This is a genomic window from Pseudonocardia sp. ZF1 (genome assembly GCF_056835605.1).
This window is the reverse complement of sequence record NZ_JAJNBY010000002.1, coordinates 169,190-189,292: the sequence shown is the minus strand read 5'-3', so window position 1 is coordinate 189,292 and position 20,103 is coordinate 169,190. Positions and strand designations below refer to the sequence as shown.

22 protein-coding genes and 1 pseudogene are annotated in these 20,103 nt (G+C 69.6%); 11 read left to right on the top strand and 12 right to left on the bottom strand.

Features of this window, described 5'->3' with window-relative positions:
• Positions 1–88 precede the first annotated feature (88 nt).
• Positions 89–298, bottom strand: coding sequence for an FDXHR family putative zinc-binding protein (locus tag ZF1_RS28050; RefSeq protein ID WP_482638804.1), 210 nt, complete (start codon positions 296–298; stop codon positions 89–91).
• A gap of 124 nt (positions 299–422) precedes the next feature.
• Positions 423–746: an ATP dependent DNA ligase gene (locus ZF1_RS28045; RefSeq protein WP_281010783.1), complete on the bottom strand. Its 324-nt coding sequence runs from the start codon at positions 744–746 to the stop codon at positions 423–425.
• Positions 747–988: 242 nt separating this feature from the next.
• Between ZF1_RS28045 and ZF1_RS28040 the strand changes: the two genes are divergently transcribed.
• Genes ZF1_RS28040 through ZF1_RS28030 form a run of 3 tightly spaced genes read left to right on the top strand, consistent with a single transcriptional unit; the run spans position 989 to position 5,143 of the window.
• Positions 989–2,104, top strand: coding sequence for a tyrosine-type recombinase/integrase (locus tag ZF1_RS28040; RefSeq protein WP_357441011.1), 1,116 nt, complete (start codon positions 989–991; stop codon positions 2,102–2,104).
• A complete protein-coding gene (locus tag ZF1_RS28035; RefSeq protein ID WP_482638803.1) occupies positions 2,101–4,587 on the top strand; it encodes a tyrosine-type recombinase/integrase in 2,487 nt (828 codons plus the stop codon). Before ZF1_RS28040 ends, ZF1_RS28035 begins: the two co-directional genes overlap by 4 nt.
• Before the next feature lie 58 nt (positions 4,588–4,645).
• On the top strand, positions 4,646–5,143 hold the full coding sequence (locus ZF1_RS28030; protein ID WP_345649209.1) for a hypothetical protein: 498 nt from the start codon (positions 4,646–4,648) through the stop codon (positions 5,141–5,143).
• Between the two features lie 15 nt (positions 5,144–5,158).
• Here the strand turns inward: ZF1_RS28030 and ZF1_RS28025 are convergent, their stop codons facing one another.
• The 6 genes and pseudogenes from ZF1_RS28025 to ZF1_RS28000 all read right to left on the bottom strand — a co-directional run bounded on the left by ZF1_RS28025 (position 5,159) and on the right by ZF1_RS28000 (position 8,981).
• Complete coding sequence (locus ZF1_RS28025; RefSeq protein ID WP_345649212.1) at positions 5,159–6,286, bottom strand: ArsO family NAD(P)H-dependent flavin-containing monooxygenase; 1,128 nt, start codon at positions 6,284–6,286, stop codon at positions 5,159–5,161.
• Positions 6,283–6,705 carry an arsenate-mycothiol transferase ArsC gene (locus tag ZF1_RS28020; protein WP_281010788.1) on the bottom strand — a complete coding sequence of 141 codons (423 nt, stop codon included), beginning with the start codon at positions 6,703–6,705 and terminating at the stop codon, positions 6,283–6,285. The genes ZF1_RS28025 and ZF1_RS28020 overlap by 4 nt, the downstream gene beginning before the upstream one ends.
• Positions 6,702–7,136, bottom strand: a complete 435-nt coding sequence (locus ZF1_RS28015) for an arsenate reductase ArsC (RefSeq protein WP_425571655.1) — start codon at positions 7,134–7,136, stop codon at positions 6,702–6,704. Before ZF1_RS28015 ends, ZF1_RS28020 begins: the two co-directional genes overlap by 4 nt.
• Positions 7,137–7,172: 36 nt before the next feature.
• Positions 7,173–7,451: pseudogene (locus ZF1_RS28010) on the bottom strand (three-helix bundle dimerization domain-containing protein); the annotation flags it as partial.
• Positions 7,452–7,461: 10 nt separating this feature from the next.
• Entirely contained in the window at positions 7,462–8,613 is a 1,152-nt protein-coding gene (gene arsB, locus ZF1_RS28005; RefSeq protein WP_281010790.1) for an ACR3 family arsenite efflux transporter, read from the bottom strand.
• Positions 8,610–8,981 (bottom strand): ArsR/SmtB family transcription factor, encoded by a 372-nt coding sequence (locus tag ZF1_RS28000; RefSeq protein ID WP_281010793.1) that lies wholly within the window; start codon positions 8,979–8,981, stop codon positions 8,610–8,612. The genes arsB and ZF1_RS28000 overlap by 4 nt, the downstream gene beginning before the upstream one ends.
• A 328-nt stretch (positions 8,982–9,309) precedes the next feature.
• On the opposite strand from ZF1_RS28000, the gene ZF1_RS27995 reads away from it, so the two are divergent.
• The 7 genes from ZF1_RS27995 to ZF1_RS27965 all read left to right on the top strand — a co-directional run bounded on the left by ZF1_RS27995 (position 9,310) and on the right by ZF1_RS27965 (position 14,861).
• Entirely contained in the window at positions 9,310–10,263 is a 954-nt protein-coding gene (locus tag ZF1_RS27995) for a PstS family phosphate ABC transporter substrate-binding protein (RefSeq protein ID WP_281010794.1), read from the top strand.
• A gap of 4 nt (positions 10,264–10,267) precedes the next feature.
• Positions 10,268–11,227 (top strand): phosphate ABC transporter permease subunit PstC, encoded by a 960-nt coding sequence (pstC, locus tag ZF1_RS27990; RefSeq protein ID WP_281010795.1) that lies wholly within the window; start codon positions 10,268–10,270, stop codon positions 11,225–11,227.
• Complete coding sequence (gene pstA / locus ZF1_RS27985) at positions 11,227–12,135, top strand: phosphate ABC transporter permease PstA (RefSeq protein ID WP_281010796.1); 909 nt, start codon at positions 11,227–11,229, stop codon at positions 12,133–12,135. Before pstC ends, pstA begins: the two co-directional genes overlap by 1 nt.
• Positions 12,136–12,284: 149 nt before the next feature.
• Positions 12,285–13,049 carry a phosphate ABC transporter ATP-binding protein PstB gene (gene pstB / locus ZF1_RS27980; protein WP_345649237.1) on the top strand — a complete coding sequence of 255 codons (765 nt, stop codon included), beginning with the start codon at positions 12,285–12,287 and terminating at the stop codon, positions 13,047–13,049.
• A gap of 11 nt (positions 13,050–13,060) precedes the next feature.
• The gene (locus ZF1_RS27975) at positions 13,061–13,837 is read left to right on the top strand and encodes a winged helix-turn-helix transcriptional regulator (RefSeq protein WP_281010798.1); all 777 of its coding nucleotides are present in this window, start codon (positions 13,061–13,063) and stop codon (positions 13,835–13,837) included.
• A 23-nt stretch (positions 13,838–13,860) separates the two neighbouring features.
• A complete protein-coding gene (locus tag ZF1_RS27970; RefSeq protein WP_281010799.1) occupies positions 13,861–14,304 on the top strand; it encodes an ArsR/SmtB family transcription factor in 444 nt (147 codons plus the stop codon).
• A 224-nt stretch (positions 14,305–14,528) separates the two neighbouring features.
• On the top strand, positions 14,529–14,861 hold the full coding sequence (locus ZF1_RS27965) for a DUF3040 domain-containing protein (protein WP_281010800.1): 333 nt from the start codon (positions 14,529–14,531) through the stop codon (positions 14,859–14,861).
• An 83-nt stretch (positions 14,862–14,944) separates the two neighbouring features.
• Here the strand turns inward: ZF1_RS27965 and ZF1_RS27960 are convergent, their stop codons facing one another.
• The 3 genes from ZF1_RS27960 to ZF1_RS27950 all read right to left on the bottom strand — a co-directional run bounded on the left by ZF1_RS27960 (position 14,945) and on the right by ZF1_RS27950 (position 18,058).
• A complete protein-coding gene (locus ZF1_RS27960) occupies positions 14,945–15,328 on the bottom strand; it encodes an ArsR/SmtB family transcription factor (protein ID WP_281010801.1) in 384 nt (127 codons plus the stop codon).
• Between the two features lie 46 nt (positions 15,329–15,374).
• Positions 15,375–16,577 carry an MFS transporter gene (locus ZF1_RS27955; protein WP_281010933.1) on the bottom strand — a complete coding sequence of 401 codons (1,203 nt, stop codon included), beginning with the start codon at positions 16,575–16,577 and terminating at the stop codon, positions 15,375–15,377.
• Positions 16,578–16,669: 92 nt separating this feature from the next.
• Positions 16,670–18,058: an FAD-dependent oxidoreductase gene (locus ZF1_RS27950; protein WP_357440904.1), complete on the bottom strand. Its 1,389-nt coding sequence runs from the start codon at positions 18,056–18,058 to the stop codon at positions 16,670–16,672.
• Between the two features lie 71 nt (positions 18,059–18,129).
• On the opposite strand from ZF1_RS27950, the gene ZF1_RS27945 reads away from it, so the two are divergent.
• Positions 18,130–18,975 (top strand): helix-turn-helix domain-containing GNAT family N-acetyltransferase, encoded by an 846-nt coding sequence (locus tag ZF1_RS27945; protein ID WP_281010803.1) that lies wholly within the window; start codon positions 18,130–18,132, stop codon positions 18,973–18,975.
• A gap of 278 nt (positions 18,976–19,253) precedes the next feature.
• Here the strand turns inward: ZF1_RS27945 and ZF1_RS27940 are convergent, their stop codons facing one another.
• On the bottom strand, positions 19,254–20,042 hold the full coding sequence (locus tag ZF1_RS27940) for a sulfite exporter TauE/SafE family protein (RefSeq protein ID WP_345649234.1): 789 nt from the start codon (positions 20,040–20,042) through the stop codon (positions 19,254–19,256).
• Positions 20,043–20,103 lie beyond the last annotated feature (61 nt).

Sequence of the window (20,103 nt, the reverse complement as noted above, 5' to 3'; positions counted from 1 at the left end):
TCGCAAATCGATATTATCGAAGAACGATAAGCCCTGCGGGGTGGGAGCGCAACAGCCCCCGAATCCCGACTGCTCGGCTGGACTTGCTTCACGCCCGAGGACAGTCCTGGCGACGCCGCCAGATGCCGTTCTTGGTCTGGGTCAGCCCCAGCTCTCGAGGATCCAGGCAGGTCCCGGCCGGCCGGTGGGTGTCCCAGAGCTCGGGGTCGTCGAAGACGGCCCCGCAGCCGCCGAAGCGGCGGCAGCAGTGGGCCCGGTCGGTTCCCACCCACTCCCAGCCGCAACACCTGACCCGCACGATTTCGCCCACGATTGCCCGATCCTGTCATCACCCGTCACCGGGCCGGCGGGCCCAGCCGAGCGCTCTGGGCTCGGGTGCCCTGGACGCCACTGCTGCCGGTCTCTGATCTCGGGTCTGACGGTTACACGGGGTCGAGGTCGTCCAGGTCGCGGTCGGGTCTTAGCCCGCGCCAGCTGGGGTGCCGGAAGCGGCCGTCCGGTGTCCGCTGTCGGTGGGCGATCTCTCCGATCAGCCCCGGCCGTACCCAGCGGCGCAGGTGCATCGGTGTAGGGCTGGCCCATCGGCTGCGGCCGGTCGGTACGGCGATGGCGGGGGAGGGCTGCGCTCGCTCGGCCAGAAGTTCGAGCAGCTCTCGTCGTGTTGCGGCGGTGAAGCCAGTGCCCACGTCGCCGGCGAAGTGCAGCTGTCCGTGCTCATCGGGCAGTGCCAGGGTCAGTGCGGCCATGTCGCGCTGTCGTGTTCGGCTCGCTGTCCACCCGACCACTGCGACGAGACAGGTGTGCCTTCTCTTGGGGTGGCATCCCTGTCGTGTGATGTCGCAGGAGCGATCCGGCGTGGCGAACGTGCGACGGATCTCTAGGGGTGTAGCTACGTCGCGCAACGTGGCAGCGACGCCACGGGAGAGCGAGGCGTGGGCCGATGCGCGCATTCCCTGTACGGCTGCCATCCGGTTGTTGCTATTGGACAGTGATCGATGACCAGTGGGATCCGGTGGAGGCAGTCGATCGCTACCTCCGGCATCTGCGGCTGGGACGAGACCGCGCGGAGTCGACGACGAAGGCGTACGCGGGGTCTTTGGCGCTGTTCCTACGTTGGTGCGGCCGGACCGGGCGGGACTGGCGCTTCGCCGCGGGCGAGGTCTCGTCGTTCATGCTCTGGCTGCGCTACACCCCTGTTGGCTCGAGCGGCGGGGAGGTAGCGCGGCCCGGCCCCGGTGCCGCAGCGGTACGCGGCGAGCGCCGGATCAATGGTGTGCTGATCGCGGTCCGCGGCTTCTATCTGTTTGCCGTGCGGGCAGGTGAGGTAGACCGCGACGTCGTCGGGCAGCTCTATGAGGTCGCCGATGCTCGCGATCTCCCGGGCGCTGCCCGTGGGGAAGATTCGCAGTTGACCGTCCGGTTGGCGGCGCTGCACCGGATGCGGGAGCCGGTGCGGGCGGTAGAGCGACTCAGTGACGCCGAAGTGGTGGCGATGCTCGGTGCCGCCCGGTGTGCGCGAGATCAGTTGCTCCTGTTGCTGATGGCGCGAGCGGGTCTTCGGCGCGGCGAGGTCGTCGGGTTACGACGGGGGGATCTGCATCTGCTGGTCGACAACGCGTCTCTCGGGTGTCGGGTTGGCGGGTCACATGTGCACGTCGTGCAGCGCGAGAACAGCAACGGCGCCCGGGCGAAGTCCCGTCGTCCTCGGCAGGTGCCGGTGGATGGGCTCGTGGTTGCCGCCGCGGATCTCTACGCCGCCGAGCGTGGGTCATGTCTGGCAGCCGCGTCCTCAGACTTCCTGCTGGTGAACCTGTGGCGGGCTCCGGTGGGCGCGCCGATGCGGCTGGGCGCGGTCAACGAGCTGATGACGCGCCTGGCTCGCAGCGCGGGGCTGGATCGGGCGGTGAGCCCGCACATGGCGCGGCATGCGTTCGCCTCGAACGTCATCGATGCCGGCGGCAGCGTCGACGAGGTCCAGCGTCTGCTCGGTCACGCCGACCCGTCGAGCTCGCAGGTCTACATCCATCCTGACCGCGACCGTCTGCGGGCGGCCGTGACTCGGGTCCCAGCACTGTCGGGACGCATCGAGCTGGTCCGTCGATGACCGCAGCGCTTCGTACCGTTGCCGGCACCTTGCTGCCGGGCGGCAGGAGTGGCCCGGAGCCGCTGGAGCAGAGCCTGTCGCCGCAGTTCCTGGATCTGATCGGCTGGGACTGGTCGCGTCGGACCGTGGTGTTCCCGGCCGAGCACCCGCAGCTGGGCTGGACGCCGTGTCGCGTGCGCGGGTGCGGGAAACCGACGGCATCGCAGATCCCGCTGTGTGCGAACTGCGCGAACTACTATCGCGCCGCCGGCCGGCCGGACTTCGATACCTACATCGCCACTACCTACCGAGAGCGCAGAACGTGGGGTGTCCGGCCGTGTCGGGTGGCGGGTTGTGAACGGCCCTGGTTGACCGAGCCGGGTGCGTTGTGCCGGAGCCACCTGCGGCAGCGCCGTCACCTGGGTCTGGAGCTGGAGGCGTTCCTGGTCGATGCGCGGGTCACCCCGCTGGCGCGGTGGGGGCAGTGCCAGGTCGGGGCGTGCCCGCGCGATCGGGCCACGAGCGGGCCGTACTGCGGCCCGCATCGGGAGCGGCTGCGGAAGCACCGCCGGCTTGACCCCGGTCTTGACGAGCAGCGGTGGCGGCGTACCGAGCCGGCGGTCTCGGAGGACAACGCGGTCTGCTTGCTCGGCTTAGCCGACCAGGTGGTGACCGAGTTGCTCTACGGGCTCCAGCATCGGACCGAGAACGGCACGAAGACCAGCTTCCGCATCTTCCGCGGGCTCGCGGTACGGCTGCTACGCCTGGGGGCCATCAGGACCTCCGACCTGCCGGACGTCGGCCTCGACACCGCGACCCGCGCTGTACGCAACCTCGTCGTCACCGCCGTCGCTGACCGCGACTGCGATCCGCTCACCTGCTGGGACTCAGACCGATGGTCGCTGAACAGCGTCGGCCACGCCGGCGCGGTCCGCTTCGACCGCATCACCCAGAACTGGTTGCGTGAGGCTGCGAAACATTGGGTGTTCGCCGAGCTGCCCAAGGCCCGAAGCCGCACCGCGGCGACGCGGATGCAGACCCACGTCAACGCGATCGTCCGCCTGTCGGCCAGTCTGGTCCGCCACCGGGACGACCACGGCCGTGACCTGCACCGACTCGGGCGGCACGACGTCGTGGAGTTCCTGAACTGGATGGGCCACCTGCAGGCGACCGGTCGGATCACCCGGACTACACGTCACCGCGAGTGCACCCACATCGCGTTCGTCCTGCGCCGGATGCGTTCCGGTGGTCTGACTCGCCCTGCCGGCCCTCTCCACGGGCTCGCCGATGATTTCGCCCTCGAACCCGACGACATGCCGGCTCACCATCGTGACCCGGCCAGCCGGGACCTTCCCCCCGAGGTCGTGACCGCCCTGATCGATACCCTGCCGGCACTCGAGGCGGCAACCAGCACTGAGTTCCGGGTCGCGGTCGAGTTGCTGATGGACACCGGCCGCCGTCCTGGTGAGATCGTCGCCCTCAGGCTGGAGTGCCTCGACCACGACACCGACGACAAACCCGTGCTGCTGTGGGACAACTACAAGACCGGCCGCTACGGACGCCGTCTGCCCATCCCAGAGGCCACCGCGACGATCATCGCCACTCAGCAAGCCCGAGTCCGGGCACGCTTCCCGCGCACACCTGCCAGCGAACTGGTCCTGCTGCCGTCCCCACTCAAGAACCATGATGGGCGCCGCCCGATCACGATCTACTACCTGCGCGACAACCACCGCCGCTGGGCCAATTCGCTGCCCGAGCTCCCCGCGCTGGCTGCCGAGATCGTTGACGGACACACCCGAACCCGGGCGCTGCCGTTCCCGCGCGAGCGGATCCAGCCCTACTCCTGGCGCCACACCTACGCTCAACGCCACGCCGACGCCGGTATCGCCGTCGACGTGCTGTGCGAGCTGATGGACCACACCAGCATGGCCACCACCCAGGGCTACTACCGCGTCTCCGAGACTCGTCGCCGAGACGCCGTCGACCGCGTCACCGCCCTGCAATTCGACCGCCACGGACACCGCACCTGGCACCACGCCAGCGCGCTACTCGAGTCCGAACGCGCTCGGCGCGCCGTCGGCGAGGTCGCCGTGCCGTATGGCATCTGCACTGAACCGACCAATGTCGCCGCCGGCGGCGACGACTGCCCCGTCCGGTTCCGCTGCGTGGGCTGCGACCACTTCCGCACCGACGCCTCCTACCTCCCCGACCTCGAGGCCTACCTGGCCGATCTGCTGCGCAACCGCGAGCGACTCGCGTGCTTGACGAGTGCCGACAGCTGGGCCATCAGCGAGGCGACCCCCTCAGATGCCGAGATCACCAGGATCCGCGCCCTCATCAGCCAGATCACCCACCAGCTCGGCGATCTCGGTGAGCGCGAACAGGCAGCGCTACGCGATGCGGTCACCGTCGTGCGGCGGGCCCGCGGTGCCACTGTCGGTCTCGGGATGCCGACCATCCGCCACAGCCAGACTTCGCTCGCGGGAATAAGCCATGGCGACTGAAAGCTCAGTCGGACTTCCAGCGCGCCCGGGCGACGCGGCGCAGCGGCGGCATCGGCGCGTGGCCTCGGTGATCGCCCAAGCGGCCGAGGGCCAGCTCGACGCGTCGGTCTCTGCGATCGCCCGTAGAGCCGGGGTGCACCGAAGCTACGTCTACCGTCATCCCGATCTTGTTCAGCTGCTTCGTGAGATCAGCACCCGTGGTCCCGAGCCTGGCCAGAGCCCTGCCGACCGGGTCACCGAGGCGTCTCTGCGGGCCGATCTCGCTCACTGCCAGGATCGTGCACGACGGGCCGGTGTGCGGGTACGTGAGCTGGAGGCGCGCTTGTCTCGACAGCTGGGTCACCAGATCTGGCAGGTCTCCGGACTCGGCGCTGGCCCGGATATAGAGGCGGTCGAGCGTGAACGGGACGCGCTGGTCCAGCGCGTGGCCGATCTGGTCGTGGCGCTGCGCGAGCGCACCGACGAGCTCGACGCTGCTCGAGCGGTGAACCGCCGCCTGGTCGCGGAACTCAACAACGCACCGCGACCACCGTCAGAGGAGCCGGACTCGTCCTGAGGCGGAGCCACAGGGTCACAGGGCGTGCTGATGCGCGGCGGCTCTCGGCCGACGCGCTGGTCTCCCGATGATTCGCTCGACGCACTGGCGCGCAGTGCGGCCGGCTCCGACGAGGGTGGCGGAGGCGGACCCGGTCCAGTCGCCGTAGCCGAGGAGATGCAGTCGCGGCTCGTCGAGGCTCTGGGTGTCGTTCGTAGTTCTCGGGAGGCTCCGAGCGTCCAGGGGCAGCCCGAGTGGTGCGAGGTGGGCGAGGTCGGGGCGGAATCCGGTGCACCAGATGATGACGTCGAGTTCTGTCCTGCTGCCGTCGTCCCACACCACTCCGGTAGGTGTCATGCGGTCGAACATCGGTAGTGCGTGCAGTGCGCCACGGGCGCGGGCGTCCTGGACGATGGGGACCATGACGATGTCGCCGAGGGCGGCGATTCCGCCGTGGTCGGGTAGTCCTTGGCGTCGGGTGATTTCGCGCTGGCTGGCGAGGTCGAACAGGACGCGACCGTCGACGTCGTCGGGTAGGTAGCGGGGTTCGGCGAGGGTGAACCAGTGGGTGGTGGCGACGGTGGAGACTTCGGCCAGGATCTGGGCTGCGGAGTTCGCGGCGCCGACGACACCAACGTGCTGGCCACGGAAGGGCTCGGCGTGGTGGTAGCCGACGGCGTGTAGTTGGCGGCCGGTGAATGTGCTGCGGTCAGGCAGGTCAGGAACGTGGGGGCGGCGCCAGGTTCCGGTGGCGCTGATGACCGCGGACGCGTCCCATTGGCCCTTGGGGCCGCTGACCACGAGACGGTCGTCGTGGGCGTGCACTGCGGTGACCTCGACGGGGCGTTGGACGTCGAGGTCATAGCGCTGTTCGTAGCGGGTCAGGTAATCGCGGACGTGCCCGGCGGTGGGGAACGGTTCGCCGGGTTGGGCGGGCATGGGCCAGCCGGGCAGAGTGCTGTGGGTGGCGGGTGAGAACAGCCGCAGCGAGTCCCAGCCGTGGCGCCAGGCGCCTCCGGGACCAGTCTGAGCGTCGAGGATGACGAATCGGGCGCCCGCGCGTCGCAGGTAGTAGCCAGCGGCGAGCCCGGCCTGCCCGCCGCCGATGACGACGACGGGCAGGTCGTTCGGGGCACGACCGGTGGAGGTGCCGTGCTCGGTCATCGGGCTCGATAGGGCCCAACGAGTTCGGTGAGGAGAGACTCGACGCGGGCGGCGATGTCGTCTCGGACCAGGCGCATGCGTTCGATCCCTTCGATACCGCGCTGGGAGGGCTCATCGGTGTCCCAGTTGCGGACCTCGGTGTCGCCGCCGTCGATGTGGGCCTCGGATCCGAGGGTCACCACCAGGTCGACGTGCTTGAGCAGTTCGGGGTCGATCGCGGTCGGGGTCTGCCCGCTCATGTCCGCGCCGACTTCCGCGAGGACCTGCGTGGACAGGGCATTGACCTTCTCACCGGGAGCGGTGCCGGCGGAGTGGACGCGGACACGGTCACCGGCCTGGGCACGCATCAGGCCGGCAGCCATCTGGGACTTGCCGCCGTTGCGCACACACACGAACAGCACCGAGGGCGTGTCGGTCACGACGTGGCCGCCTGGGTGGGGGTGCCGGTCAGCTCGGCGAGCAGCGCACGGACGCGGTCGTCGATGTCGTCGCGGATCGGCCGGATCTCTTCGGCGGGTTTGCCCGCGGGGTCGGTGAGTTCCCAGTCGAGATAGCGCTTGCCGGGGAAGACCGGGCAGGCGTCGCCACAGCCCATGGTGATGACCACGTCGGCTGCTTCGACGGCGTCGGTGGTCAGCCGCTTGGGGAACTCGGTGTCGAGGGCGAGCCCGATCTCGGCCATGACCTGTCGGACGGCTGGGTTGATCGAGTCGGCCGGTTCCGAGCCTGCGGAGCGGACCGTGACGGTGCCGCGTGCGTGGTGGGCGAGCAGAGCGGCGGCCATCTGACTGCGACCGGCGTTGTGGACGCAGACGAACAGCACTTCGGGGACCGCGGGGGCGCTTGTCACGGGAACTCCTTGCTCGGCGACGGCGGCGTCGAGCCGCTCGAGGGCGTAGCGGGTCGCCAGGACGGGCAGGTGGGTGGTGATGCGGGCGGTGAGGGCGAGCTCGGTGAAGATGTCGAGGACAACGGCCTCGATCGTCTCGCGGCCGAACACCCCCTGGAATCGGCGGCACAGTTCGTCGACGCCGCGGTGAATCCGGGGGTTCGGGCTGTGCACCGCGAAGCTCTCCAGGTCCCGGCCGCTGCTCGGGCGTCGGGTGAGGATGTCGGCGACGGCGGGGCCGGGGTCGTTGTGCGCAGACGCGGAGCGCTCGTCCATGTCACGGCCACTACGTGCGGGGCGGAGTCGGCCGTGGGGGCACCGCGGTGTGCGCTGCGGCCTTGGTGCTCTGAAACAGGCGCCGGCGCAGCCACAGGGAGACATAGACCAGGCCGACCAGGACCGGGACCTCGATCAGCGGCCCGACGACCCCGGCCAGCGCCTGCCCGGAGGTGACGCCGAACGTGCCGATCGCCACGGCGATGGCGAGCTCGAAGTTGTTGCCCGCCGCAGTGAACGCCAGCGTCGTCGTGCGCTCGTAGCCCATGCCGACCGCGCGGCCCAGGGCGTAGGACCCGGCCCACATCAGGGCGAAGTAGGCCAGCAGCGGCAGCGCGATCCGGACCACGTCGAGGGGCTGGGAGGTGATGGCCTCGCCCTGCAGCGCGAACAGCAGCACGATGGTGAACAGCAGCCCGTAGAGCGCGAACGGCCCGATCCGCGGGATGAACTTCTCCTCGTACCAGGTGCGGCCCTTCGCGCGTTCGCCGAAGCGGCGGGTCAGGTAGCCGGCGAGCAGCGGGATGCCGAGGAACACCAGCACCGACTTGACGATGTCCCAGGTGGAGAACGCGAGATCGGTGACCGGAAGCCCGAGCCAGCCGGGCAGCACGGACAGATAGAACCAGCCGAGCAGGCCGAACATGACGACCTGGAACACCGAGTTCAGCGCGACCAGCACGGCGGCGGCTTCGCGGTCCCCGCAGGCGAGGTCGTTCCAGATGATCACCATGGCGATACACCGGGCGAGACCGACGATGATCAGACCTGTCCGGTACTCGGGCAGGTCGGGCAGCATCAGCCACGCCAGGGCGAACATCAGCGCCGGGCCCAGTACCCAGTTCAGCACCAGCGAGGTGATGAGCAGCCGGCGGTCGCCGGTGACGGTGTCGAGACGGTCGTAGCGGACCTTGGCCAGGACCGGGTACATCATGATCAGCAGGCCGAGCGCGATCGGCAGCGAGACGCCGTCGACGGCCAGTGCGTCCAGCGCGGGGGCGAGGCCGGGGACCAGGCGGCCGAGCAGGAGCCCGGCGACCATGGCGACGATGATCCAGACCGGAAGGAACCGGTCGAGGGTGGACAGGCGGGCGACGACGCCGGCCTCGGCCGGGTCGTTCGCGGCCTGTTGGGCAGCGCCTGTGGTGTTCTCCGTGCTCATGGTGCGACGGCCTCCGCCGTGATCAGGGTCGGGGTCAACAGATCGGAGAGCCGTTCCAGGCGTGCCGGGACGGCTCGGTAGTGGATCCAGGTACCGCGCCGCTCACCGGTGACGAGGCCGGCTTCGCGCAGGATCCTGAGGTGGTGCGAGATGGTGGGACCGGACAGTTCGAACTCCTCGCTCAGGTCGCAGACGCAGGCCTCTCCATCGGTGTGTGAGGCGATCAACGACAGCAGCCGCAGTCGAGCTGGGTCGCCCAGTGCTTTGAACGTCTGAGCGAGTTCGGCGGCGTGCTCGACCGGTAGCGGTTCGCCCACAAGCCTGCTCCAGCACCGCGGTGCTGAACCAGGCACATCGTGATTCGACATGCGTCTATCTTGACAGCCATCGAATCGATGAGCAAGCACTGGCTGGGCGAGACCTCGGCGGATCGACTCCAGACCGTCGCGTGCCGCGACCCCATCGCCCGAGTCGCTCGTCCAGCCTCCCCGCGGGCCGGGGCACAGGGGTCGCTGCGTCCCGTCGCCCTGCCAGCTCCATCGAACTTTCTGGATCCAAGACTCCGAATTCGGCCCGTGTTCAGGCCTCGTTCATATCGACATTGTTCGATCCAGGCGTCTTCGGCGGTAGCTCACGTGTGCGGGCTGTCGTCTCGACCCCGACGAGAGAGGCCGAGTTCACGTGAGAGTTCGACACATGCACCGGGCATCCGCTGCCCTGGTCGCGATCGCCGCGAGCGTCACGCTGGTGGCGTGCGGCGGTGGTGGCCAACAGCAGGGCCAGGGTGGTGGACAGGTCGCCGGGCCGGTGCTGATCGACGGATCCTCCACGGTGGAGCCCCTGTCCTCTGCGGCGGCAGAGCTCTACCAGGGCGAGAACCCCGATGTGAACGTGACCGTCGGGACCTCGGGGACCGGCGGCGGGTTCCAGAAGTTCTGCAACGGCGAGACCGACATCTCCAACGCCTCGCGCCCGATCTCCGACAGCGAGCGCCAGCAGTGCCAGGCCAACGGGATCGCCTTCGAGGAGCTGCAGGTCGCCAACGACGCACTGACGGTGGTGGTGAACCCCGCGAACACGTGGGCGAACTGCCTGACCGTGGAGCAGTTGCGGACGATGTGGGCACCCGGCTCGCAGGTCAGGTCGTGGAACCAGGTCGACCCGTCGTTCCCGGCCGAGCCGCTCGGTCTGTTCGGCGCGGGCGCGGACTCGGGGACCTTCGACTACTTCACCGACGAGATCGTCGGGGAGGAGGGCTCGTCGCGGACCGACTACAGCCCGTCGGAGAACGACAACGTGACCGTGCAGGGCGTCACCGGCGCGCCCGGTGCGCTGGGCTACTTCGGCTTCTCCTACTTCGAGGAGAACCAGCAGCGGCTCAAGGCGATGCAGGTCGACGGCGGGCAGGGCTGCGTCGCCCCGTCGGCGCAGACCGTGCAGGACGGGACCTACACCCCGCTGGGGCGCCCGCTGTTCATCTACGCCTCGGATGCCGGGCTGCGTAAGCCCCAGGTGCAGTCGTTCCTGGAGTTCTATCTCCAGCGCAACGACGAGATCGTGCAGGCAGCGCAGTTCGTGCCGATGACCGACCAGCAGAAGCAGGACTCCACCGCCAAGCTGGACCAGCTCCGCCAGCAGGCCGGAGGCTGAACCGATGGCGGTGACCACCGCCGGCCGCCCGCCCTCGCGCGCGGGCGGCCCCGGCCGTGACCTGACCCCCCGTTCACCCCGGATCGGCGAGAAGCTCATCGAGGGTCTGCTGGCCGCCGCGGCCGGAGTCTCGGTTCTGGTGACCGTCGGTATCATTGTTGCCCTCGTAGTCCCGCTGTTCACCTTCTTCGCCAACGTCAGTCCGATCGAGTTCCTCACCGGCACCACCTGGACCGCCTCGTTCGGCGACAAGTACTCCTGGGACAAGGACTGGGGCGTTCTGCCCCTGGTATCGGCGACCTTCATGGCCACCGGTATCGCGCTGGCCGTGGCGATCCCGGTGGGTCTGGGTATCGCCATGTTCCTGTCCGAGTACGCGACCACGAGAGTCCGCAAGGTCGTCAAGCCGATCCTGGAGCTGTTGGCAGGGATCCCGACGGTCGTCTATGGGTTCCTCGCCCTGACCGCGATCACACCGGTTCTGCAGCCGCTGCTGGGCATCCCGAACATCTATAACCTGCTCGTCGCCGGGATCGTCATGGGGTTCATGATCGTCCCGACGGTCGCGTCGTTGTCCGAGGACGCCATGTCCGCGGTGCCCCAGGCGCTGCGCGCCGGCTCTTACGCGCTCGGCGCGAACCGGCGGATCACCACGTTGAGCGTGGTGTTCCCCGCGGCACTGTCGGGGATCATCGCCGCCGTCGTGCTGGGGCTCTCGCGCGCGGTCGGCGAGACGATGATCCTCGCCGTCGCCGGCGGCAACCTCGCCCGCCTCACCGGCGACCCCCGCGAGGAGGCCCAGACCATGACCGCGTTCATCGCCCAGATCGCCAGCGGCGATGCACCACAGGGCAGCCCGGTCTACTACTCCCTGTTCGCCGTGGGAGCGCTGCTGTTCGCGATCACCCTGGTGATCAACCTGATCAGCATCCGGCTGGTCCGCCGATTCCGGCAGGTGTACTGATGACCTCCACCGAGTTACCGGCCCGCGCCGCGACCGGCCCCACCCTCACCCCGGGCCGGCGACGCCGCGACGGGGCGTCCACGGTGTTCGTCTGCGTGCTGTGGGCGTGTCTGCTGGTCGCGGCGTTGTTCCTGCTCTACGTCCTGCTCACCATCGTCGTGTCCGGGATCAGTCGCCTCGATGCGAACCTGCTCACCCAAGCGCCCTCCACGATCCGTCCGTCCACGGCCGGGGTGCAGCCCGCCATCGTGGGCACACTGCTGGTCGTCGGTGTCACCGCGCTGATCGCGCTGCCGCTGGGGATCGCCGCGGCGATCTATCTGGAGGAGTACGCCGACCCGCAGCGCTGGTTCAACCGGGCGATCGAGCTCAACGTGCAGAACCTCGCGGCCGTGCCCTCGATCATCTTCGGAATCCTGGTGCTCGCCTTCGTCGTGCGCGCACCGTTGAACCTCGGCGCCGTGGCACTGTCGGGCTCGATCGCGCTGGCCCTGCTGATCCTGCCGGTGGTCATCATCGCCACCCGCGAGTCACTGCGTGCGGTGCCGCGCGAGATCCGCGACGGCTCGCTCGCAGTCGGGGCGACCCGCTGGCAGACCGTGTGGCGTCAGCTCCTCCCTGCAGCGGTGCCCGGCATCGCGACCGGCTCGATCCTGGCCCTGTCACGGGCAGTCGGCGAAGCCGCACCCCTGATCCTCGTCGGCGCCACGACCTTCATCACCTTCACCCCCGACGGGCTGTTCTCCCGCTACACCGTCATGCCCGTCCAGATCTTCAACTTCGCCCTCCAGTCGCGCGAAGCGTTCGTCCCGCTGACCTACGCCGCGATCCTGCTGCTGATCGTCATCCTGCTCGCGCTCAACGGCACCGCGATCATGCTGCGCAACCGGTTCGCCCGCCGATGGTGAACCCAGAAAGGGACCAGCCCATGAGCACCACCCCCCACACCCGAGCCCCTCAGGACAGCAACCAGACCGGCAACTCCACACCGGCACCGGGCGTCCACGTCGCCGTCGGCGATGACACAGCTGAGCGCCCGCCGTCGGCCGGCGCGGCTATGACGACCGAGAATCTGCACGTCTACTACGGCGATTTTCTCGCCGTGCGCGAAGTCGACCTGCAGTTCGACGACCGCCGCATCACCGCGCTGATCGGCCCGTCGGGTTGCGGCAAGTCCACGGTCCTGCGCTGCCTCAACCGGATGAACGACCTCGTGCCCGGAGCCCGGGTCGAGGGCCGGGTGACCTATCACGGCACCGACATCTACGCCCCCGGCGTCGACGAGATCGAGGTCCGACGCCGGATCGGCATGGTCTTCCAGAAGCCCAACCCGTTCCCCAAGTCGATCTATGACAACGTCGCGTACGGCCCCCGCGTCACCGGCGCCAAGAGCGACCTCGACGACACCGTCGAACAGGCACTGCGCGGCGCCGCGCTCTGGGACGAGGTCAAGGACAAGCTCAAGCAGAACGCCTACGGCCTCTCCGGTGGCCAGCAGCAGCGCCTGTGCATCGCCCGGGCCATCGCCACCCGACCCGACGTCCTGCTGATGGACGAGCCCTGCTCGGCGCTCGACCCGATCGCGACCTCGAAGATCGAGGACCTGATGGGCGAGCTGGTCGAGGACTTCACGATCGTGATCGTCACCCACAACATGCAGCAGGCCGCCCGCGTCTCGCACAACACCGCGTTCTTCACCGCCCAGCCCGACGATCACGGCAACCGGGTGGGCACGCTGGTCGAGTTCGACCAGACCCGCACCATCTTCGAGGACCCGACCGACTCCCGTACGGAGGACTACATCTCGGGCAAGTTCGGCTGAGGCTTCCGTCGATGATGACCGAGGCCTGGGAGACCGACGGCCGCTCTCCCGTACAGATCCGCCGCCGCGCCTGCCTGGCCGGGGGCGACGACCACGCGAGCCCGGCGGTGGTTCTGTTCGTCGCGCGGCCGGTCGAGACGACAGCGATGCAACGGGAGTTGGCCGGGCAGCCCTTCGACCTGCACCCGGTCCACGACACCGCCGAAGCCCTGTTGGTCGTGGGCCGCACCTGCCCGGACGCGGTCGTACTCGCAGCAACCGACGGTCGGCTCTCGCCCGGCGAGTTCCTCGACGTGCTCCACGCTCTCGAGCCCGACCTGCGGATCATCGTCGGCGTCGGCGGGGACGACGACGGTGGCCTGGCCGCCCGGGCGGTCGCGCTGGGCGCCACCGTCACCGCCCGTCCGTTCGCCCCTGAGGCGCTGCTCGGGTTGATCGGTGCCGCGCTCGGTAACGCGCGCGTGGTGACTGCTCGTCCGCTGCCGATCGAGGTGGGTCGGTTACGGATCGACAGCGTCGCTCCCCGGATCTGGCTCGACGACACGTCGATCCGGCTGCCGCTGCGCGAGCATCTCGTGCTCCGCTACCTCGCCGCGCGCCCGGACGCTGTGATCAGCCGCCACGAGCTGGTCGCCGCGATCTGGGGCGAGCAGAGCACCGGCTCGGACAACTCGCTGAGCGTGCACGTCACCCGGCTGCGGCGGCGTCTGGCCGCAGCACGCTCCGAGGTCCGCATCGAGGCCGTCCGCGGTCTGGGCTATCAGCTGACCGCGACGCCGAACTCCTGAGCATCGCAGTATCCTGACAGGCGATGGGGGACCAGGACGCGCCACTCGACAACGATCCGCACGACACCCCGGTCGGTCGGGTCGAGACCGTTGCCGATGCGACCGCATCGTTGTTCAAGGCGCTCGCCGACCCGCTGCGGCTGCAGCTGGTCGGGCTGGCAGGCCAGGCCCCCGGCGGCGAATTGTGTTTCTGCGACCTGATCGAGGTCTTCCCACAGCCGCAGTCCACACTGAGCCACCATCTACGGGTCCTCGTTCGCGCGGGCGTGATGTCGCGTGAACGGCGCGGCACCTGGAGCTGGTATCGGCTCGAACCCGACTTCGTCGATCAGATCAACGACGCGTTGAGCCTGGACGGGCTGTTCCACCAGCTGCTGCGCCTGGAGCACGCCGACAACCCCAAGCTCATCAGCACCGACCACAGCCGACCGTCCCGGTGCAAGGATCTCGACACCGACTGCACGTGACACGTCGTGGACATCGTCCGACGCAGGGCCATGGCGCTCCGACCCCGTGGCAGGTGTGACCCGGCCGAACCGGCGTGACCCCGCCCGGCTCCTCCCGAGCACCACCCGGCACCGCGCCTCGGCCGTCAAGTACGGGTATCCGCGGGTGGGGGGATCCAGCGACGTCGACCTCGATGTTGGTTCGACAGCTGCCTAAGTTGACGCTCTTCGAAATAAGGTCCACGATGACCTGGATCGAAACCTGTCGATTCAAGGTGGTGGAGGGGCGTATGTCGTCCGAGGCGGAGCTGATCGAGATCGAGAAGGAACTTCGACGTTCGGATCCCGGGTTCGTCCGGTCGTGGGAGCGGCAGGCTTCCGGCCCCCGTGACCTGGTCGCGTTCGCCGTGTCGGGCTGCCTGGTCGCCACTGCTGCCATGCTGCTGGGATTCGGCCTGCTCACAGTGGATCGTGGACTCGTACAAGGCGCCGGAATGGTCGTGCTGTGCTTGCCGGTGGGCTGGCTGGTGGCGGCGGCGCGCCGCTTCACCAAGCCCGCGCGCACGCATCACCCCTGAGCGGGCATGGCGAGCCACTGCGGGGCTGCCGCCTCTGTGGATCGGGCCCGGAGGGTGCCGGACAGCCGCGACCGATCAACGTCTCAGGCGGAGGCGGGCTCCGCCGCGCGGTCGACCCGCTGCTGCGGCGCGAGCAGCGCGGACAGGCGAGCGAGGGTCTGGGGTACCACCCGGTAGTAGACCCAGGTCCCTCGCCGCTCGCCGGTGATCAGACCGGCCTCGCGCAGCACCTTGAGGTGGTGCGAGATCGTGGGTCCGGACACGTCGAACACCTCGGACACGTCGCACACGCAAGCTTCGCCGCCGGCGTGGGAGGCGATCAGCGACAGCAGACGCAGACGAACCGGATCCCCGATCGCCTTGAACGTCCGAGCCAGCTCACCCGACCGTGCCTCGTCGAGCGGCCGGTCGACCAGCACCGAATCGCATGCCGAGTCCACGACCTCCACAGCTCGCTGATTAGACATATGTCTATTCTCCGGTGTGCGGTGGTTCCAGTGCAAGTACCCGCGCTCATCGGTTCCCCTCACCGGTCGAGGGTGGCTCCGGGTTCGCGGCGGCCGGGATGGTCCACACGCCGAGCAGCATCGCGAGAGACGCGGCGCCGGCGAGCAGCAGGAACACCGGCGTGTAGCTGCCCAACGGTTCGGCCAGCGCGCTGCCCGCCCACGGCGACACCGCAACCGCGATCATGACCGGTGCGGACACGATCCCGTTCAGTCTGCCGTAGGCGCGGGGATGCCACCGGTCCGACAGCGCCGTGGCCTGCAGCAGTGTGAACACCCCCCGGGCCGCGCCCGCCAACATCGCCGCAGCGATCAACACCCAGGCCGGCCCAGGCAGCACGGCGAGCAGCGCGGACGTCGCCGCGAGAGCGCCCATGATGATCACCACGCGGCCACGCACGGAGCTGCGCCGGATCAGTGGGGCGTAGCCCAGGCGCCCCAGGACCTGGCCCAGGCCACCGAGTCCCAGTGCCCACGCCGCGACCTCGGTCGACAACCCTCGCTCGAGCAGCAGCGGGACCTGATTGACAGTGACGGCGAACGAGGTGAACCCGCCGAGAGTGACCACCGCGACCAACAGCACGAACGCGCGGCTACACCGGATCCGCTCCGGGTCGTCGTCGACCACGGCTGAGGCGCCACCGCCGAGGACGGGATCGGCCACCGGGTCCGGCCACGGTCCGCGCAGCCCGACCAGGTGGGCCGGGACCGTGATCGCGCCCAGCACCACGGCGAGCACGACGTAGGTGCCACGCCACCCCAGCGGATCCAGCAAGGCCGCACTCAGCGGAGCGAACACGGTGCTGGCCAGCCCGGCGACCAGGGTCAGCACCGTCAACGCCCGGACCCGGTCGGCACCCCACCACCGTGTCAGCGCCGCGAACGCCGGCGGATAGAACGTCGCCGCCTGCGCGACCCCGGCCAGCAGCCACGCGGCCACGAACGCCGGCAACGATCCTGCGAAGGCGATCAACAGCGTCGCCGGCACTGCGATCACCGAACCCGCGGTCATCACCCAACGCGGACCGTGCCGGTCCAACACCCGTCCGACCGGGAGACCGACAACCGCCGAGACCACCAGCCCCGCCGAGAACGCGGCAGTGACCTCGGGCACCGACCAACCGGTGTCGGCGGCGATCGAGGACGCGAGCACCGGGAACGCGTAGTAGAGCACCCCCCAGCTGGTGATCTGGGTCAGGCACAGGACCAGAAGTACTCGCTGTCGTCCGCGCCGGGACAACCCGTCGCCCGCGACGTCGGCCCGCCCCCCACCCGCGGGAGCGGGACGGGCCCGCCCCGGGCTCACGCCGACGACACTGCGCCAGCCGACGACACTGCGCCCGCCGAGGACGGCACCGACGCCGGTACAGCGGACCCGCAACACCCGCTGCCGGTCTCGGTCTCCGCGATCGACTCGTCGGAGTCGAACAGCCCGGCACCGCCGCAGACGCCGGTCTCGTTGAGCACCAGCTCGACCCGAGCGGCAGCCTCGTGATCACCAGCGAGCGCGTCGGCGATCGAGCGGACCTGCTCGTAACCGGTGCGGGCCAGGAACGTCGGCGCCCGCCCGTAGCTCTTCATCCCCGCCATGTAGAACCCCGGCTCCGGATGAGCCAACTCCGCAGCACCGTGCGGGTACACCGTCCCGCAGGAGTGCGCGTTCGGGTCGATCAACGGCGCCAACCGGACCGGAGCCTGCAGCGCCGGATCCAGCTCGGTACGCACCTCCGAGAGCCAGCTCAGATCGGGGCGGAACCCGGTCAGCACCAGGACTTCATCGACGTCGTCCACCTCGCGTCCGTCGTCGGCGACCAGCCTCAGCCGCCCCTCGGCCACCGGGTCGACACGCTCGGTGCGGAACCCGAACACCGGTGTCACCAGACCCGCGTCGACAGCCTCCGCCGCCCGCGACCCCAGCGCGCCCCGAGCAGGGAGCTGGTCGGCCTCCCCGCCGCCGAAGACCTGCCCGAACCCGGATCGGCGCAGCAACCAGCTCACCCGCGTCCCCTGCACCTCCCGCGCCAGACCGGCAAGGCCGGCCAACGCGGTCAACGCCGAATGCCCGGAACCCACCACGGCCACGTGCCCCCCACCGAACCGGGCCCGCTCGACCGGGTCGGCCAGATTCGGGATCGCAGCCTGCACCCGATCCCCCGCCGCCGCCTCCCCTGTCGCGGGCAGGCCGTCACCCCCGAGCGGGTTCGGCGAGGTCCAGGTGCCCGACGCGTCGATCACCGCACGCGCCGGGATCCGCTCACCGGCATCGGTGTGCACGACCAGCGGTTCGGTCTCGCGACCGGCGTCGACGACCCGATCCCGCCCCCGACGGGTCACGCCGACCACCCGCACCCCGGCCCGCACCCGCTCTCCCAGCGCCGCGGCCAGCGGCGCGAGATAGCCCGCGGCCCATTCGGCACCAGTCGGATACGCCTGCGGGTCCGGAACCGTCCAACCGGCGCCGGCGAGCAGCCGCTCCGCTGCCGGGTCGGTCAGCCACCCCCACGGCGAGAACAGCCGGACATGCCCCCATTCCAGCACCGATGTCGCCGCCGTCGGCCCAGCCTCGAGCACGAGCGGCTCCAACCCCCGCTCGGCGAGCTCGGCCGCGGCCGCCAAGCCCACCGGCCCGGCCCCGATCACCACGACCGGCAGTCCCTCGTTCACACCCATCACGCCTCCATCGATACTCATCGATCGTTCTCTCGGAATCTATCGACGTGGATGGATGGACGCAACCATCGATCGTGGTCGATACTGAGGGCATGAGCGTGCTCGCGACCGACCCGCAGGCGGTGCAGCTTCCCCACGACGACGCCGCTACCTACGCGTCCTGGTTCGCGTGTCTGGCCGAGCCGGTCCGCGTCCGGCTGCTGCACGCCATCGCCTCGGCTGCTCGGCCCGTCCCGGTCGGGCGCCTGGCCGAGCTGGTCGGGATCAGCCAGGCCACCTGCTCACATCACCTGCGCAAACTCGCCGAGACCGGCTTCGTCGCGCTGCGCAAGGAAGGCACCACCACCCAGGTCAGCGTCAATCCCACCTGCTGTGCCGGACTCCCGCACGCCGCCGACGCCGTCATGGGCCTGCTCGCCCCCCGCCCCTGCTGCCCTAACGACATCCCCGACGACGTCACCGTGCACGCGATGACCGAGCACGACTGGACCGCCGTGCAGCGCATCTACGGCGAGGGCATCGACACCGGAGACGCCACCTTCGACACCGAAGTCCCCGACCGCGCCGTCCTCGACACCACATGGCTGAACGGGCACCGATGGGTCGCCGAGATCGACGGCCGGGTCGTGGGCTGGACCGCCCTCAGCGCCGTGTCGGCCCGGCCGATCTACCGAGGCGTCGCCGACGCCGCAATCTATGTGGCCGAAGACCATCGCGGCCGCGGCGTCGGCAGAGCGCTCATCCGCCAACAAGTATGCGCCGCGGACGATGCCGGCCTCTGGACCCTGCAGGCGACGATCTTCCCCGAGAACCGCGCCGGCCTCGCACTGCACCGCACCGCCGGCTACCGCACCCTCGGCGTCCGCGAACGCATCGGAGAACACCACGGCAACTGGCGCGACACCGTCCTCCTCGAAAGACGCCGACCACAAGAGTGACCGAGGCTGGGTCGACCTGCTGGACGTGGTGCCGCGACCGCAGCTGCACCGCCACTCTGGGCAGGGCGCGGATCAGACAGTGTCCCGGGGCAGGCGCCAGGAGGGTCCAGGCGCGAGGCTCACCGTGCCTGGGGCTAGGACACAACCTTCAGATGCTTGAGGGAAGCCGACCGGATCCATCCACGCCTCCAGCTGTGCGTACACGAGGCGCTGACACGGGCCAGTCTCGTCGTTGGGAGACCATGACCTGAGCGTGGCCACCTCGGTCGTCGGCGAGCTCAGTGCCGGGCGAGTTTGACCGCGGAGATCAGGAGGATCGCGGCGAGGATCGGGACGAGTACGAGGTCGGGGGCGGCTCCGAGGAGCAGACCGCCGACGAGCGCACCGATGACTGATCCGGCGATCATGACGGCGGTGAATCTCAGGTTCCAGCGCAGTACCTGGAAGCTCTGGTCGCGGCTGTATCGGGCGAAGGCGACCAGCATGGTGGGCAGTGACACCGCGAGCGAGAGACTGCCGGCGAGCTTGACGTCGACGGCATAGAGCAGGGTGATGGTGGGGATGAGCAGCTCGCCGCCGGCCACGCCCATGATCGCGGCGACGACGCCGATACCGAACCCGGCCACCACCCCGGTCACGACTAGCAGCGGTGCGGGGATGTCGAGCACCGGCAGGCTGGTGAGGTGGGTGAGCACGAGCGCTGCGGCCATGGCGACCATGAGCACCGCGAGGACGCGGTAGAGCGTGGTCGTGCGCATCCGGGTCGCCCAGGTCGCGCCGGCCCACGCACCGAGCAGGCTGCCGGCGAGCAGGTTCGCCGCGATGAGCCAGTGCGCGCTGAGTTCGCTGAACCCGACGGTGGCCAGCCGGGCGGGAAGCGCAGTGAGCACGACCACCAGGCTCATCGCCTTGTTCAGGATGACCGCGGACAACGCGGCGAACCCGAACAACCCGATCAGCAGGGGAAGCCGGAACTCGGCCCCGCCGAGGCCGATCATCCCCCCGAGCACGCCGACCGCACCGCCGGAAACGAAGGCCAGCACCATGGTCGCGGGCCCACCGGCCACGTGCGCGATGGTTCGATCACCTTCCACCCGTCGCTGGGCTGCTCGCAGCCATCCGCCGCCG

Coding starts and splice junctions, on each gene's coding strand:
- pstA (WP_281010796.1), top strand. CDS start 11,227: ATGACCTCCACCGAGTTACCGGCCCGCGCCGCGACCGGCCCCACCCTC.
- ZF1_RS28035 (WP_482638803.1), top strand. CDS start 2,101: ATGACCGCAGCGCTTCGTACCGTTGCCGGCACCTTGCTGCCGGGCGGC.
- pstB (WP_345649237.1), top strand. CDS start 12,285: ATGACGACCGAGAATCTGCACGTCTACTACGGCGATTTTCTCGCCGTG.
- ZF1_RS27960 (WP_281010801.1), bottom strand. CDS start 15,328: ATGTCTAATCAGCGAGCTGTGGAGGTCGTGGACTCGGCATGCGATTCG.
- arsB (WP_281010790.1), bottom strand. CDS start 8,613: ATGAGCACGGAGAACACCACAGGCGCTGCCCAACAGGCCGCGAACGAC.
- ZF1_RS28045 (WP_281010783.1), bottom strand. CDS start 746: ATGGCCGCACTGACCCTGGCACTGCCCGATGAGCACGGACAGCTGCAC.
- ZF1_RS27975 (WP_281010798.1), top strand. CDS start 13,061: ATGATGACCGAGGCCTGGGAGACCGACGGCCGCTCTCCCGTACAGATC.
- ZF1_RS28000 (WP_281010793.1), bottom strand. CDS start 8,981: ATGTCGAATCACGATGTGCCTGGTTCAGCACCGCGGTGCTGGAGCAGG.
- ZF1_RS27945 (WP_281010803.1), top strand. CDS start 18,130: ATGAGCGTGCTCGCGACCGACCCGCAGGCGGTGCAGCTTCCCCACGAC.
- ZF1_RS27970 (WP_281010799.1), top strand. CDS start 13,861: ATGGGGGACCAGGACGCGCCACTCGACAACGATCCGCACGACACCCCG.
- ZF1_RS27950 (WP_357440904.1), bottom strand. CDS start 18,058: ATGAGTATCGATGGAGGCGTGATGGGTGTGAACGAGGGACTGCCGGTC.
- ZF1_RS27995 (WP_281010794.1), top strand. CDS start 9,310: ATGCACCGGGCATCCGCTGCCCTGGTCGCGATCGCCGCGAGCGTCACG.
- pstC (WP_281010795.1), top strand. CDS start 10,268: ATGGCGGTGACCACCGCCGGCCGCCCGCCCTCGCGCGCGGGCGGCCCC.
- ZF1_RS28025 (WP_345649212.1), bottom strand. CDS start 6,286: ATGACCGAGCACGGCACCTCCACCGGTCGTGCCCCGAACGACCTGCCC.
- ZF1_RS27965 (WP_281010800.1), top strand. CDS start 14,529: ATGACCTGGATCGAAACCTGTCGATTCAAGGTGGTGGAGGGGCGTATG.